Annotated in this window: 11 protein-coding genes and 1 pseudogene; 2 read left to right on the top strand and 10 right to left on the bottom strand. The window is 32.1% G+C overall.

Annotated features, from left to right (window positions below; genetic code table 11):
* Positions 1-14: 14 nt before the first annotated feature.
* From flgK to sufC, 9 genes and pseudogenes are all read right to left on the bottom strand, one after another.
* Positions 15-1,859 carry a flagellar hook-associated protein FlgK gene (gene flgK, locus BLV79_RS02730; RefSeq protein ID WP_074715970.1) on the bottom strand — a complete coding sequence of 615 codons (1,845 nt, stop codon included), beginning with the start codon at positions 1,857-1,859 and terminating at the stop codon, positions 15-17.
* A 12-nt stretch (positions 1,860-1,871) separates the two neighbouring features.
* Complete coding sequence (locus tag BLV79_RS02725; protein WP_074715969.1) at positions 1,872-3,731, bottom strand: flagellar hook-associated protein FlgK; 1,860 nt, start codon at positions 3,729-3,731, stop codon at positions 1,872-1,874.
* 44 nt (positions 3,732-3,775) lie between these two features.
* Complete coding sequence (locus BLV79_RS02720) at positions 3,776-4,288, bottom strand: flagellar protein FlgN (RefSeq protein ID WP_074715967.1); 513 nt, start codon at positions 4,286-4,288, stop codon at positions 3,776-3,778.
* A 72-nt stretch (positions 4,289-4,360) separates the two neighbouring features.
* On the bottom strand, positions 4,361-4,636 hold the full coding sequence (gene flgM / locus BLV79_RS02715) for a flagellar biosynthesis anti-sigma factor FlgM (protein ID WP_074715964.1): 276 nt from the start codon (positions 4,634-4,636) through the stop codon (positions 4,361-4,363).
* 435 nt (positions 4,637-5,071) lie between these two features.
* Entirely contained in the window at positions 5,072-5,494 is a 423-nt protein-coding gene (gene sufU / locus BLV79_RS02710; RefSeq protein ID WP_074715962.1) for a Fe-S cluster assembly sulfur transfer protein SufU, read from the bottom strand.
* Entirely contained in the window at positions 5,484-6,692 is a 1,209-nt protein-coding gene (locus BLV79_RS13275; protein WP_074716037.1) for an aminotransferase class V-fold PLP-dependent enzyme, read from the bottom strand. The genes sufU and BLV79_RS13275 overlap by 11 nt, the downstream gene beginning before the upstream one ends.
* A 105-nt stretch (positions 6,693-6,797) precedes the next feature.
* Positions 6,798-7,862, bottom strand: a pseudogene (locus tag BLV79_RS13270) (SufB/SufD family protein); the annotation flags it as partial.
* Between the two features lie 96 nt (positions 7,863-7,958).
* Positions 7,959-9,371, bottom strand: coding sequence for a Fe-S cluster assembly protein SufB (sufB, locus tag BLV79_RS02695; protein ID WP_074715960.1), 1,413 nt, complete (start codon positions 9,369-9,371; stop codon positions 7,959-7,961).
* Between the two features lie 75 nt (positions 9,372-9,446).
* Positions 9,447-10,196 (bottom strand): Fe-S cluster assembly ATPase SufC, encoded by a 750-nt coding sequence (sufC, locus tag BLV79_RS02690; RefSeq protein ID WP_074715957.1) that lies wholly within the window; start codon positions 10,194-10,196, stop codon positions 9,447-9,449.
* Between the two features lie 236 nt (positions 10,197-10,432).
* On the opposite strand from sufC, the gene BLV79_RS02685 reads away from it, so the two are divergent.
* Positions 10,433-11,962, top strand: a complete 1,530-nt coding sequence (locus BLV79_RS02685) for a sodium/proline symporter (RefSeq protein ID WP_074715956.1) — start codon at positions 10,433-10,435, stop codon at positions 11,960-11,962.
* Between the two features lie 148 nt (positions 11,963-12,110).
* The gene (locus tag BLV79_RS02680) at positions 12,111-13,214 is read left to right on the top strand and encodes an iron-containing alcohol dehydrogenase family protein (protein WP_074715955.1); all 1,104 of its coding nucleotides are present in this window, start codon (positions 12,111-12,113) and stop codon (positions 13,212-13,214) included.
* A gap of 213 nt (positions 13,215-13,427) precedes the next feature.
* Here the strand turns inward: BLV79_RS02680 and BLV79_RS02675 are convergent, their stop codons facing one another.
* On the bottom strand, positions 13,428-15,290 hold the full coding sequence (locus tag BLV79_RS02675) for a bifunctional homocysteine S-methyltransferase/methylenetetrahydrofolate reductase (protein ID WP_143470204.1): 1,863 nt from the start codon (positions 15,288-15,290) through the stop codon (positions 13,428-13,430).
* Between the last annotated feature and the right edge of the window lie 61 nt (positions 15,291-15,351).

Raw genomic sequence — 15,351 nt, 5'->3', positions numbered from 1 at the left:
TCCTCCTTCCTCTTTTAAACTCCAGTTTCATTTATCAACTTGTCATACATCTGAGCTAAAACTGAAATTATTTTCGAAGACAAATTATACGCATTTTGGAATTTGATTAAATTCATTGCTTCTTCATCTCTATCCACACCTGAAATTGATTCTCTTTGTCTTGAAATAGAATTTGTTAAATTATAATAATTCTTCCTAAATACGCTTGTTCTTTGCGCATCAATTGCAGCATCCGATAATACAGTTTCCAAAAATGAACTAGCTTTTTCACCCCTGAAAAAAATAACATCTGATTGCAATTTCTTAAGTTCTTCAACAACTTCGTTTCTATCAACACCATTCACAAGTTCTGTAGCTGTTGCAAATCTTACCGGATTTCTTAAACATTCATCATTAATCTTAACGTTATCCGCTGTCATACAATAATAAGTTGTATCATTCGAAGTATATATTCCATCTGCATAAATAGCTCTATCACTTACCTTATCTGACATGCAAAAACAATTCATATCTTGTAGAGTGTTAGCTGTAAAAAACGTAGTCATCGGTTGTCCTTCTAAATCAACACCTGTAAGTTCAATTGCATTAAACATACTACAAAAAGCTCTTACAAATTCTGTAGCTTGTTTTTGGTAATAAGGGATTCCATAATTAGCTACCCCTATACCACACTCAACTCTTGAATTGTATGTCGTCATCTTATCTTTGTCACTGTCCGTTACTTCTGTTGTAAGATTGAATTTAACACTATCAACTTTTCCATCCTTCACTTCAGCTTCCCAACTAGTATAATTATATTTTTTATTATTTATATATAAAATTCCTTCTTTATCGTTTAAAAATCCATTAATTGAATCTGTATTTAAGTTTTCAATAACAACTGAATATGTATCAGCCTCTCGAATTGTTCCTTTAAGATTTTCATTGTTATTTCCATCTCTTTCAAAAATCAATGCCTTTAGCATACCCCCAGCATTTAACGTTGATACAGCAAAATCTGTCTTAGTATCTTCCCATATTATGTCATAAAGTCCATCTGCATCTAACTGATTCATTCTTACTTTTCTAGAAACACACTCTAAAGTTCTATAGTCATTTCCATCGACCAATAGCTGACCATTTATTCTAACTTCATAATTTGTTCCACCCAAATAATTATCTGGATCGTTTGTATTTAAAATTTTGTATTCTTTTGTTGTAACATTACAAATCAAAGATAATTCATCAATCAATAAATTTCTTTCGTCTCTTAATTCGTTAGCTCTTCCACCATTCATCTCAATTTGATTGATTTCTTTATTTAAAATAGAAATCTTTTGGGAAATAACATTGATATTTTCAGTGTAAGATTTGACTTCTTCGTTACAATCATCCTGAATACTTCTTAAACTAGATGAAAAGTTATTAAAATATGTACACAAACTCTGCGCTTGATTAATAAACGTATTTCTTATTGTTCTATCCGCATTACTTTTACTTATATCATCTAGATTATTAAACATTTGATTAAAAATCGTAGCAAATCCACTTAAAACCTTATCATCTTTTAACAAAGTTTCAACCTGCTCTGCATAATATAACTTTTTATCATATAATCCCTGCTTAGAATTCGCCTCCCAATACTTCATGTCATAAAATAGATTTCTCTCTTGTGTTATTGAAGTAACTTCTACACCCGTACCAACACTACCATACTTTGCAGCGACCCTTATAGCATCTGTCGACTGCAATGTAGCTGTTTGTCTTGTATAGCCTTTTGTAGTTGTATTTGAAACATTATTTGCTGTAGTTGTAACGGACGCTTGAAAAGCACTAAGTCCGGATGCTCCTATATTTAATCCAAAAAATGTTGATGGCATATGCTTCCTCCTTTATCTCAATTGCGTCACTATAAGTTCTGTCATCTCACTGATAACTGTCATGAACCTACTAGAAGCATTATATGCTGATTGGTATTTAATCATTTTAGTTAATTCTTCATCTGAAGAAACACCAATAACTTCCTGTCTCTTTTTATCTAAAGCTGCTGCTGAGCGCTCTAATGTTTGACCTGCACTATGATATGTAGAACCTCTGTTAGCTGTTCTTCCAACGATTTTATCGTAAAAAGCACTAATATTACATGGTATTGTATCATCCGGTCCTATAATCATGTCTTTAACCTCCCATGCAAGAACTAGATTCTCCGATAGTTTCCTGTCAACTGCTCCATTTTTAGTATAGCAAGGCATTAATCCTGCCTGATTTTTTATCTCAGGATTAATCTCTACCCTACTAAGAGCATAATGTGTTGAAGGATTATCTATTCTTTCTCCGTTATATACATAATAAACTTTGCCATCAGAAGCAGTTAATTTTGTATATCTTTCAGAACCATATCTTAAAAATAGTTCACGAGGTGGTAATTCCATATCAGTTCCATAAGAAGCATTTTCTTCATCTAATATTAAAATAGAATTTGCTTTTCGATATTCCTTACCTGCAACACCATTTTGTTTATCTAAATATTCATCCTCGTTCCTATAAATATAAGTGTCTACTACTCCATTTTGATTAGTATGTTGATAAGTTACAACACCATTGTCATATGTAAAAGAAGCTTGCGTGCCATCATCAAGTGTTCCTTCTATTGTATCTAAGCCAGATTCTTTTAATGGAGAAAAATGGTTATTTACCGTATTAACAATTCTTCTAAATAAAACTGCTATTTCAGCTTGGACCTCCATAATTGAGCTTTTCTTAAGCTCTTTATATGGTGTACCATCATTATCATCACCATTTAAATAATCAGCAGTTCCATATTCACTTCCTCGAGATAACATCAACGCTTTTACTTTACCTACATCTGAATCAAATTCTGGGGAAATAACTGCATCTAGATTATAGACATCCTGATATCTTTTAACTCTAGTATCCGATAAATGTTTCCAATATGGAGTGTAAAATCCTGTATGATCATCTTTTCTTAATTCAATCTCATATGCTCTATCTGATCCAACCAGATCTATATTTTCAAATGAAATGTACGCAAAACCTGTTGCATCTTCTTCCACACTAATCTTTCCATATGAAGCCAACTCATCAATCTTGGCATCTCTAATATCTCTAACTGTCATTGCTGTCTCTAGTTTTCCTGCTTCGACCTTTTGAATCTCCAAATTTAATTTATATATATCTTTTGCTAACTTATTAATATTATCAATTGAGTCTTTTATCTGGTCATTAAGATTATCCTGATAACTAATAAGATCTGAGTATAACGCATCACACCTACTTAAAAATAATTCTGTTTTTTCTACTACTAAATTTTGATTTGTTGAGTTTTCCGGTTCTTTTTCATATTCCTGGAATGACTGCCATAATTCAAGAATACTCTCTTTAAATTCCATTCCATTTAATTCTTGTAAAAAATCTTCAATCTGTTCGACTACTTCATATGATGTATTATAAAAAGAAGACCTTCCTTCTTCTAATCTGTAAGCTTTATCTAAAAAAATATCTCTTATATGAACAACGTCACCAATAGATACGCCCAAACCGTGTTGCTGCATGTTCGTTCTAGGGGTGACGTCCTTAATTTTATTATATGTTTCATCTGCAAAAATAACTTGTTCCCTAACATAACCTATCGTATCCATATTAGCCAAGTTATTAGCGGTCGTATTAATTGCATTTTGTGCACCTCTAAGACCTGAAGACCCTACATATAAACTACCAAAACCATTAGCCATACTATATAAACCTCCCACACTAACTGTCTGCGCATTTACTATTACTATTGTTTCGCGTCGAAACCGCTCGTGCCTAACAAACTTCTCGTGTTATTGGCATGTTCATCGTAATTGGCAGTCTCTGGTGCCTGCCGTAAACTTTTAAACAACGCTATCTCAAAATTATTCAATTCAATAGCTTGTTCAATCAAGATTTTATTTTGCTCGTTTGCTTCGTTTACTTTTTTCGCAGTTTCAATGAGACGATTACGGGCTATGGTCAACTTCTCTTGCATTTCAGGTTGAGAATCTAGCAGATCTATTAACTTTGTGACTGTCATTTCACTTTCGCCTTTACCTAATACATTGGCAATATCTTTCAAAAGTTGAATTTGCTTATTACTACAGGAAACAAGTACATCACTACTTTGTTGTTCTGCATTAGTAATTTTTTCAAGTTCTACAATATTTGCTTCAACTAATATCTGTACTTTCTTCTCCGCATAACCAAGCATCTTTTTGTAAATTTTTTCTTCTTTTTTTAAAATAGCTACAAGTTCTTCTACTAAACTAGCCACACCCTAAACCTCTCTTTTCTTTAAAAATAGTTTCTACTTTTAACTTTAATAAACTATCTAATACATAAAATTCTATACACTTTGAATTTTATCAAGTAATTTTGAAGCAAAATCACTTGGATCAACATGGTATTCTCCAGTTTGAATCTGATTTCTAAGATACTCAACTTTATCTTCTCTTACATCCTGACTTTCAGAAACAGCTTTTTTAGCAACTGTATAATCACGTCCAAAAGCTGAAATTAAAAACTGATCATTACCTTTATTGACTCTCGTTGACTGATAAACTTTGTTCGTTGAATGAGCACTGTAAATATGTGCAATCTGATTATAAGCATCTATACGCACTATCTAGCATCTCCTTTCCGAAGCTTCACACATCCGAAACCTTAAACGCTTTGACTTCCTCTTTTCAATCGTATTCGTCACCAAATATGTTCGGCTTTTATTTAACTTATTTATCGGTTATAAATTCTTTTACTTTAGAGTGTGGCTCTCAAGCTTAAATAGTATGAATATTTCTCTTTTCATTTATCATTATTACACAATTATAAACTCATGTCATTAATTTCTTAAAATTTTGTTAATTTTGTATATTCAATCTTAAATTTTTATATAATTTTCATAAAAAAAATACTTATCCACATTATCAACTGTTGAAAAAATCCACCTAAAACTCTGTTTAGGTGGACAATTATCCACATTTAATTGTGGATTACTTTATTTTTATTATTATAAAAATTGTATTTATTTACAAGTTTAAAATTTTATGATTGTAATTCATTATTTTAGCATTTCTTCTAGTGTTCTCCAACCTAGTACTGCACATTTTACTCTTGCTGGCATGTGTGAAATATCCGATAACAAAGCACATTCATCTAAATCTTCCATCTCATCTTCATTTAACGACTCACCTTTTATCATTCGCATAAAGTTATCTGCAGTTTCAAGTGCTTCTGGAGCACTTTTTCCAATTATATTATCAAGCATCATATCGACAGATGCTTGAGAAATAGCACATCCTACTCCTGTAAAAGAGCCATCCTCTATAACACCTTCTTCTATTTTCAAATATAATGAAATATTATCCCCACAACTCGGATTGACCCCTTGCAAAATCACATCCGGATTATCCATTTTTCCCTTATGTGATGGTGTAAGATTATGATCATTAACTATCTCTCTATATAATTGCTTAAGCTCCATAGCCCATTACCTCTCTTACTTTTTTAATTTTATCCAAGAATTCATCTACTTCTTCTACTGTATTGTAAAAATACAAACTAACTCTTACAGTTGAAGGAGCTCCTAAGAAATCAACTAGCGGTTGAGCGCAGTGATTTCCAGCTCTAACACAAATTTTATCCTCATTTAAAATTGTAGAAACATCATGTGGATGTACGCCATCAACAGTAAAAGTTACAATTCCGCAATGTTTCTCAGGATCACTAGAGCCATACACTTTAATGAATTCATATTTCTTTAAGCCCTCTAGTACGCGTTTTGTCAACAATAATTCTTGCTGTTTTATTGCATTAAATCCAACATTTTTTATGTATTTGATTGCTTCAGCTAATCCAACCGCATCTGCTGCATTAACTGTTCCCGCTTCAAATTTATGCGGAACTTCAGCATAAGTTGCGCCTTCTTTAGTAACATACTCTATCATTTCTCCGCCGACTAAAAACGGTGGCATTTGTTCTAAGAGCTCCAATCTACCATATAATACTCCAATTCCCATAGGAGCAAGCATTTTGTGACCAGAAAATGCAAAGAAATCTGCTCCTAAATCCTTAACATCAATCTCCATATGAGGAGTAGACTGAGCTCCATCTACAACAACAATTGCACCTTTTTTATGCGCATACTCTGCTATTTCTTTAACTGGATTTGTTACGCCTAAAACATTAGAAACATGTCCAATTGCAACAATTTTTGTTTTGTCTGTTATCTTACTCTCATACTCGCTTTTTTCTATTACTCCCTCTTTATTAGGCTCTAAATAGATCAACTTCGCTTTTTTAGTTTTTGCAACCATCTGCCATGGAAGCATATTACTGTGATGTTCCATTATTGTTGTCACAATTTCATCACCCTCATTGACATTGCTAAGTCCATAACTGTAAGCTACCAAATTTAATGATTCGCTAGTATTTCTTGTAAAAACTATTTCTTTTTTACTACTTGCTCCAATAAAATCTGCGACAGCTTCTCTTGCATCTTCATAACGATCTGTAGCATCAATACTTAAATCATATAAGCCTCTAAGTGGATTAGCATTTGATCTATTGTAAAAATCAATAACAGCGTCTGTAACCTGTTTTGGCTTTTGACTTGTTGCTGCACTATCTAAGTATACATAATCTCCTTGTAAAATTGGAAAATCTTCTCTAATCTTATACACATCAAAATCACTATTAATTCTTTTATCAATGAAATTCTCAATTCTTCCCTTTTCATCCTCTACTGGTATCAATTCTGCAATTGAATTAAGTTGTGCTTTAATCATAATCTTTTGTGCCTCCTCTCTCGAAATCCCTCTTGATTGAAAATAAAATAATTCTTCTTCCTCTAACTGTCCAATCGATGTCCCATGTCTTCCATCAACATCTTCTTCATGACATAGAATAATAGGTATTGATTTGTTGACAATATCTGGACTCACTAAAAGAACATCCTCTTGTTCATCACCTGTTGATCCGCTTGAACCTTTATGAAAATCAATTGTGCCACGCCATACCTTTTGTGCTTCATCTTTTAACGCACCTTTAAAAATCATTTTAGAATCAGTTTTTTTGCCTCTATGCGAAACTACATAATTCATATCTAGCTTCTGTTTATCTTGCATATAATATCCCATATTATTATCGAAAACAGCTTCATCGCCAACCAATTCTACAAAAGCACCTGTCCAATTATTTTGACCTCCGACTTCAATTTGTACTAAATCAAACTCTGCATTATCTCTACAAACTGATCCAATATCATCAAAATGCAATACTTTATTGCCTAAAGTCTGAACCTTAACTAATTTTAGCTTTGCATTATCCTCAAGCAAAACTTTTGTGCTTATTGCATTCAAGCCCTCTGCATCAATATCTGAATCATATATCATCAACACAGTTGCTCTCGAGTTTTCTTTAACATGAATTAATTGTGAATATAATCCTATTGTTCGATTTTCATGTGAAACTTTTATTACAACTGGACTTTCTAGAACACTATTTTCTTTAACTTCTATTAACTTTGTAACCACATTTTCTTTTTTTAAAAAAGAATCAAATTCTTTTCCCAATCCAGTTTTAATAACCTGATTATTATCGCTATAAGACTCTCCATTTGGTGCCTCAATATCTCTACTGTTTTCTAAAATATCTTTATTGAAAGAGCTGGCGAGATTAATAACATCATCATCTGTTAAATCACGAGTTAACACTTTATCTGAGTCTATATTTAATTCAAACTTTTCATTTATACATGAAAATTCAACATTCTCATTTACCTGATTGCTATTCACTTTAAGCCAATTATAGGTAGCAACAGGCAATTTATTTATTCTAAAATTAATATCCATTTTTCCATCTCCTTAGCCTTCTCTAATATTTGCATACTTTCCTTATCAAATCGATGCTATTGTTATAAATCATTTGATTACTACATTATTCTAACCCTACATATTCTTATCCATTTCAAGTTTAATTAAATTATTCATCTCAACAGCATACTCTAGTGGAAGTTCTTTCGAAATTGGTTCTGCAAAGCCACTTACAATCATACTTTTTGCATTTTCTTCACTTATGCCACGGCTCATTAAATAAAAAATAGCTTCTTCCGAAATCCTACCAATTTTTGCTTCGTGCCCTACTTTAGCATCATTTGTCCTAATATCCATTCCTGGAATAGTATCAGAGCGAGAAATAGAATCTAACATAAGAGATTGACAGTCTACTGTAGATTTCGCATTCTTTGCATTTTTTAAAACCTTGATTGAACTTCTAAACGTTCCAATTCCACCATCTTTTGAAATAGATTTAGCATTCAATAAAGAAGATGTATTCGGAGCAGCATGTACGACTTTAGCACCTGTATCTAGATTCTGTCCCTCTCCTGAAAAAGTAATACCATTGTAAGTCATTTTTGAATTCTTACCACTAAGAATAGTCATTGGGTACAAATATGAAACTTTTGATCCAAAAGATCCAGAAACCCATTCCATAATACCATCTTCCTCAACTTTAGCTCTCTTAGTATTCAAGTTATACATATTTTTTGACCAGTTTTCAACGGTTGAGTATCTTAGCTTTGCCCCTTTTTTTACAAAAAGTTCAACGCAACCAGCATGAAGATTTGCTACATTATATTTAGGAGCCGAACAACCTTCGATAAAATGTAAATCAGCACCTTCATCAACAATTATAAGCGTGTGTTCAAATTGACCCGCACCTGCTGCATTTAATCTAAAATATGACTGCAATGGTACTTCAACTTTAACACCCTTAGGAACATATACAAAAGATCCACCTGACCAAACAGCACCATGCAAAGCAGCATATTTATGATCAGTAGGAGGTACTAATGACATAAAATACTCTTTTACCATATCTGCATAAGGACCATTTACTGCACTTTCCATATCTGTATAAACTACACCAGTCTCAGCAACTTCTTTTTTCAAATTGTGGTACACTAGTTCCGAATCATACTGAGCTCCAACACCCGCTAATGATTTTCTTTCGGCCTTAGGAATACCCAATTTTTCAAAAGTGTTTTTAATATCCTCTGGCACATCTTCCCATTGTGCCTGCATAGGAGTTTTAGATTTAACATATGTTACAATCTTGTCCATATCTAAGCCATCAATTGCAGGTCCCCAGTTAGGCATTTCCAATTCATTATAAATTTTTAATGATTTCAAGCGAAAATCAAGCATCCATTTTGGCTCATTTTTTTCTTTAGAAATCCTTCTAATTACTTCCTCATCGAGCCCTTCTTTTTCTCTAATAAAATTTAATGATGATTCTTCATCTTTAAAATCATAAATATTTTCACTATTTCTTTCAAATAAAATCTTTTTTTCTACCATATTCTTCTCCATATAATTCTTATCGTGTTTGATACCTTATAATACTTTTATTATTTATCAGTTATCACTTGTTAATTACGCCGTTAAGAATCTTTCAAAACCGTTTTCATTAACTTCATCTACTAAACTTGCGTCGCCTGTGTAAACAATTTTTCCATCAACTAAAATATGTGTATAATCAACATGAAGTGATTCAAGGATTTTTGTACTATGTGTTATTATAAGTAATGCACTATCTTCTTTATTCTGAAATTCTTTTATTCCATTTGAAACTGTTCTAACAGCATCAATGTCTAATCCCGAATCTGTTTCATCTAAAATTGCAAGTTTAGGATTAAGCATCAGCATTTGTAATATTTCCGCTTTCTTTTTTTCTCCTCCAGAAAATCCAACATTCAAATCTCTATCCGCATAGTTTTCTTCCATATTCAAAAGTTCCATATTTTTTTTCAATTCTTTTCTCATTGCAAAAAGTTTAATTGGCTTTTGTGTTTTTTCATGGATAGCATTTTTAATAAAGCTTCCTAATGATATTCCAGCTACTTCGAGTGGATTTTGAAATGACAAAAAAATACCTTTTTTAGCTCGTTTATCAGTTGTATCTTTAGTAATATCTTCCCCCTCTAAAGAAATATCTCCTTCAACGACTTCATATCTTGGATTTCCCATAATGCTGTATCCAAGAGTAGATTTGCCTGCTCCATTTGGTCCCATAATAACATGAGTCTCTCCTGGTTTTATATCTAAATTAATACCTTTTAAAATATTTTTTTCTTCCACATTTACCTTTAAATTTCTTATCTGTAATAACGAATTATTGTTCATAATGTTTTCCTTTCTTATTCCTACTAATTTACTAGGAATAATAATAACATTGATTTTTTCATTTTTCAACCCCTGTTTTTTAAAAAAAACACAATATTTTAAAATGCAATAGCATGGGCTTTTCTTGACAATATACTAATTTAATTGTATTCTATTGTGGCTAGTAGTTTTACGCTTTACCAAGCTAAAATTTAAAAAATATAAAAGGAGGCGCTGCTTTTTAGCAGCATGAAATTATGACAATATCACAAATTGCTATGCTCGCAGCGATGTCAATTTATTTGCTCGCTATGGTTGGAATTGGAATCAAACTATCCAACAAGAACGAAACAGTTAATGATTTTTACTTAGGTGGTAGACAACTTGGACCGTTAGTTACTGCCATGAGTGCAGAAGCCTCAGATATGAGTAGTTGGTTACTTATGGGACTTCCAGGTGTTGCCTATTTAGCCGGTATATCTAGTGCAGGTTATACTGCTCTAGGACTTGCAATCGGTACATATGTTAACTGGTTAATTGTTGCCAAACGCCTACGTCGCTACACAGCTATAAATCACAGCATCACATTGCCTCAATTCTTTTCAAGACGTTATCACGATAAAAAGAATATCTTAGCTTTCGTTGCTGCGATTGAAATTGTAATATTCTTTATTCCATACACTGCATCAGGTTTTGCAGCATGTGGAAAACTATTTAACAGTTTATTTGGTATTAATTATCACGTTGCAATGATAATCAGTGCTATTGTAATTATTTTATATACAACTTTAGGTGGATTTTTAGCAGCTAGTACAACAGACCTTATTCAAAGTATTGTTATGACAGTTGCATTATTTATCATTTTATTATTTGGAATTAACACTGTTGGCGGTATTGATAACGTAATCAATAACGCAAAAGCATTGCCTGGATACTTAGGGCTAGCTAGTGCTTATGATCCTGTAACCAAAAGTTCAACATCAATATCACTTTTATCCATATTGTCAAATCTTGCATGGGGGCTTGGATACTTTGGTATGCCACATATTCTTGTAAGATTTATGGCTATTGAAAACGAAAACAAAATCGCTCTTTCTAGAAGGGTTGCTTCAATTTGGGCATTTATCTCTATGGCCGTATCAATTGTAATTGGTGTAATCGGTTTATCTATGTCTAAATATGGAAAAATTGATCATTTAAAAGGATCAGCTTCTGAAACAGTTATTGTAAAAATTTCTGCATTATTAAGTACACATGGTGTTCTTTTTGCAGTTATAGCAGGTATTGTACTATCAGGTATCCTTGCATCAACAATGTCAACATCTGATTCGCAGTTACTTGCAGCTTCATCAGCTATTTCAAATGACATTTATGTCGGATTCTTCAAAGCAAAAGTAAGCGATAAAAAACTAATGATTCTATCAAGAATTACTCTATTATTAATCGCAATAATCGGAATCTTTTTAGCATGGAATCCAAATAGCTCTGTCTTTGGTATAGTATCGTTTGCTTGGGCTGGTTTTGGTGCTACATTTGGACCTATTGTTTTACTTGCATTATTCTGGAGACGTTCAAATATGCAAGGAGCTCTAGCAGGATTGATAGTTGGTGGAATCATGGTATTCTTATGGAAATTCGTAATATCAACTTTAGGTGGCTTATTCGGAATCTATGAATTATTACCCGCTTTTGTTGTTGCACTACTTACCAATATTTTAGTAAGTTTTCTAACAACTGCCCCTTCTGATGATGTTACAAAAGAATTCGATTCGATTTGTGGAAAATAGACAATAATTTTCTATTTACTTTTTACTTTCATTGTAAATAGTCGAAAAGTTGCTATAATTTTTGGTTAGTTTACCGATAAAGTCATGTTAAATATATGCTATTTTTGTGCTATAATCATAATTGGAATTAGGAATGGAGGATTTTTATATGAAACTATATATGCCAACAGCAGTGTTTTGCGAAAAAGATTGTGTTCGCTTACACTCAGACGAATTAACAAAACTAGGAACTAAGGGAATGATTGTTACAGGAAAACACTCATCTCGATTCAATGGATCACTAAACAACGTAGAAGATGCTTTAAAATCACAAAATATTCCATATATTATTTATGATGATGTTGAAGCTAATCCTTCTGTAGAAACAGTTGTGAAAGCTTCAAAAATAGCACAAACTGAAGGGGTGGACTTTTTTATAGGTATAGGTGGTGGCTCACCAATGGATGCAGCTAAAGCCATTTCTCTTTTAGCTAAAAACCCAGATAAGGACTCAAGCGTATTATTCAAAAATACAACTCTTGAATACTATCCAATCGCTGAAGTTCCAACGACATCTGGCACAGGTTCAGAGGTTACACCTTATGCGATTTTAACTTTGCACGAAAAACACACAAAACAAAGTATCTCTCATGAAATATACCCAGCAGTTGCTTTAGTTGATTACACTTATCTAAAAACAGCTAAACGCTCTGGATTTATAAATACATGCGTTGACACATTAGCGCACTTAATCGAAGCATATTTAAACACAAATGCAAATGACTATAACAGAATATATGCTCGCGAAGGATTCCGCTTATGGGGTTCCGTTAAAAACGCATTAGTTCCATGTATGAATAAAAACGAGAACGATACTGAATCAATTGAATTAACAGATGAAGAATACGAAACATTTATGCATGCATCGTTAGTTGCTGGAATGGCTATTACTCACACAGGTACAAGCCTTCCACATGGATTAAGTTATCCAATAACTTATGAACTAGGAGTACCACATGGAAAAGCTGTAGGAATATTCTTACCTGGCTTTTTAAGAAATTATGAAAACCTATCTGAAGTACACGATGTGCTTGAATTACTTGGTTTTTCTTCAATAAATTCATTTGAGAATTATATCAGAACTATTATTGGTTCAGTAGAAATTCCAATTGAAATTTGGGAAACTGATAAAAAATCTGTTTTAGACAATCCTGCGAAATTAAAGAATTATCCATTTGAGATTAATGCAGAAATTTTATCAACATACAGATAGAATTTTACTGTTGGAAAACAAATATTTATCAATAAAAAATATAAACCTACGAAATAAATAAATCAATGATGTACACTAATTCAGAAATTAAAACATTATTTAACAAAAAGCTAACTGTTAACTGCCATACTTAACATAGCAAAACTAAAAGCAGCATTGTAATTTTCATATGAAAATTGTGATGCTGCTTTTTTATCACTATATATATTTTTTTTACAGTTGTGCCTTAATTTCTTCGATAATATCGATAATAATATCTGTCCTGTTAAACGGAGTCATCAAATAATATCCCTCAACATAATCTTCTATTTTTTTTGCAATATCTACTGATATTTCTACCGCAAGTTGTCTTGATTCTTCCTTAGTTTTTCCGACATATCGTTCTATAATTTTCTCATCCACATCTATACCGTTAATCTCACTCTGCATAAATCTAGCATTTCTCTCGCTTACAACTGGTATTATTCCACCTAAAATTATAGCATCATTTAATTCTTGCTTAGCCTTCCTAAGATTCTCTAATCCCATCTCTGTTAAAATAGGCTGAGTTAAAAATCCACACATACCTTCTTGCATCTTTTGTTTTGCCCTATCTAATTCAACATGAAAATTTACCGCATTAACATTTAATGCCCCAAATATGTTGATTTTTCCATTTAGTAATTCCTGATTTAATGAACTAACATATCTTGCTAATTTTCGAGAATTAAATTGATAAACACTCTTAACTTCATCTCTTTGTGCCGAAGGAATAGGATCTCCTGTTATAAGCAAAACATTTCTAATACCTTCTGCTGAAATTCCTAACAACAAGGCTTTTGTAGCATTAATATTTCTGTCACGACACGTCATATGTGGAATAACATCTAAACCTAGTTCTCGTTTGACTTTGCATGCCAATAAACTCGAATCCATTCTTGGTCTTGCAATAGGGCAATCTGCAATTGTAATTTTATCCACTCCGGCGTTTTGTAATTTTTTTGCGTTCTCCATAAAAACAGACAAGTCATCATCTTTAGGAGAGTCTAACTCAACCGCAAATAATTTCTTTTTGAACTTAAAAGATTCATTTTTATCGTTGTTTTTTTTATCGCTACTATTGTAGCCATTATTAGACGTATATTTTTTTCCCTTATCTAATTGGATTTCATCCCTATAAAGCTCATCCTTTATCTCACTATTTATTGTTTCCTTTATAGATTCAGAATTGCTTTTTTTATTGTTTTCTTTTAAATTATTAATTCTATCTTTAATTTGTTTAATATACTTTGGAGTTGTTCCACAACAACCACCTACAATAGCTACCCCTAGCTCTATTGCATGTTCAATTTGTTTTCCAAAGAAATCAATATTACCTTCAAAAAATGTCCTATATCCTCTTACCACTGGATAACCTGCATTAGGCATAAAAGAACATGGTTTCTTTTTTATATCAAATCTATAATTATTAATCAATCGTAATAATAAACTATTCAAATGAATTGCACTAGAAATACAATTTAAACCAATCGCATCAATATTTTCATCATTTGATGCTTCTTCTAATAAATCCTTTATGAAAAATCCATCAGCAGAATATCCGTCAGGCATTACACCAAAAGAAACAACAATTGTTGCCTCTTTTTCCCTTTCTCTAATATAACTAGTTACCTCAGATAATGCTCTTGCATCGCCTAATGTTTCAAAAAGGAAATTCTTTGCTCCTAATTTCAAAAAAACATCTATAGTTTTTATATATTCTTCTACCTGATTTTCTATCTCATCCCCAACTACTGGTCCCAAATCAGCAAAAATATCAACTTGCGAATTACACTCTTCTTTTGCTTTGATTGCTAAATTATATCCTGTTTTAATAATATTTACATAATCATTTCCATAGTTTTCAAAAAATGCTCCGAATGTATTAGTTTTTATTGCATCCGCACCTGCGCAAATATATTCCTTATGAATATCTACAACTCTTTGCGGATACTTTATATTTACAATTTCACATCTATGGCTAGGTTCTTCATATTTTTGGCTATAATATGTTCCGAATCCTCCATCAAACAAATAAATCTCTTTTTCTTTAAACATTTCTATCTCCATCTCTCACAAAACTTTTTCTTAAATTTGATCTAAGATATCACCTGCAGTA

The organism is Lachnobacterium bovis DSM 14045, from assembly GCF_900107245.1.
In the GTDB taxonomy this organism is placed as follows: Bacteria; Bacillota; Clostridia; order Lachnospirales; family Lachnospiraceae; genus Roseburia; species Roseburia bovis.
This window is presented reverse-complemented; position numbering and strand designations above follow the sequence as displayed.